Here is a 1,286-nt window from a genome sequence, read left to right on the forward strand (position 1 = left end):
GTCACTTCCCATCCATGTAAACCAGATTGGCAAGACATACGAATCCCTTCAAAAACGGCATTTTGAAAAGAATGGTTCAGATAACCATAGGAGATGTCACTTTCGATTTGCAACCCTGCCCCTAACGGTAAGGGTTCAAGAGTCAGCCCTATTGTGGCCCAGTAAGGGTTGGGTGGTACTTCGATCTGAATAATCTTATTGACCTTTTTTATAGGTCGTTCTTTGTAGATAGTCTTGATCTCATCAAAATGGACCTTTACGGAAAATCGTTCTTCCAGCAATGTCTGTATGATTTCCTTTTGGGTCAAACCATATAACGAGATTTCCAATTCATCACTATATGAGTTTATGGAAAAGGACAAAGACGGGTCTTCAATCCACAATGTATTCAGAGCGGATATCACCTTGCTTCTCTCTTCGGGCTTATTTGGCCGGACGGAGGATTTGAGAGCGGGATGCTGATGAGATAATCCTTGAATCAAACAAGGTTTAGCACCTAAATAATCTCCGATTCGAAAATCTTCTATATCTTCTACAATCGCGATATCATTGGCACCCACTTCATCAACATTTATCTCTCTGCCCTGATTGATAGTTTTTAGATTTTTAATCTTGATGAATTTTTCCGAATCGTTGATTCTTACAACGTCTCGAAGTCTCAGACTTCCGTCAATTATTTTTAGAAAACTTCTTTTATGTCCTTTGGGGTCATGCTCTATCTTATAGAGATAAGCTGATAGTCTGTTTGAGACCGATGCCGGAGGAAGTATAAAAGAAGAGATGGCGTCCAACAACTCATTGATACCGATATTGAACATTGCTGATCCATGTAGTACCGGATAGACTTTGGCTTTTGCCACAAGAGCGATTATCGTATTCCAATAATCAGCCGGTGAAATTTCGCTATCCGCCAAATATCGTTCCAATATGTTGTCGTCATGGTCGCATACAAATTCTTTGTATTCTTCCTTTATATATGTTTGGGAGCAAACTGGATAAACCGATCCATCGACAACAGTTTGCATACACAGGACATCTTGCGACAGATTTGTTTTTATATCCAGATACAAACGCTCCAAATTCACACCGGCACGGTCAATCTTATTGATAAATATAATTGTCGGGATTTGCAGCTTCTGTAAAGTATTGAACAGCAACTTTGTCTGCGCTTGTATGCCTTCCTTTGCGGATAAGATGAGGACTGCTCCATCAAGCATTTTGAATGTCCGCTCCACTTCCGCAATAAAATCCATGTGTCCCGGAGTGTCAATGATATTGCATTTCAC

1 protein-coding gene is annotated in these 1,286 nt (G+C 40.3%); it reads right to left on the minus strand.

The window, feature by feature from the left end:
• Nucleotides 1-1,286 (minus strand): GTP-binding protein (locus DXA05_RS26085; protein ID WP_128859784.1); only part of this gene is annotated, 1,286 nt, incomplete at both ends.

It is taken from the genome of Bacteroides sp. AM54-2NS (assembly GCF_003602935.1).
Classification (GTDB): domain Bacteria; phylum Bacteroidota; class Bacteroidia; order Bacteroidales; family Bacteroidaceae; genus Bacteroides; species Bacteroides xylanisolvens.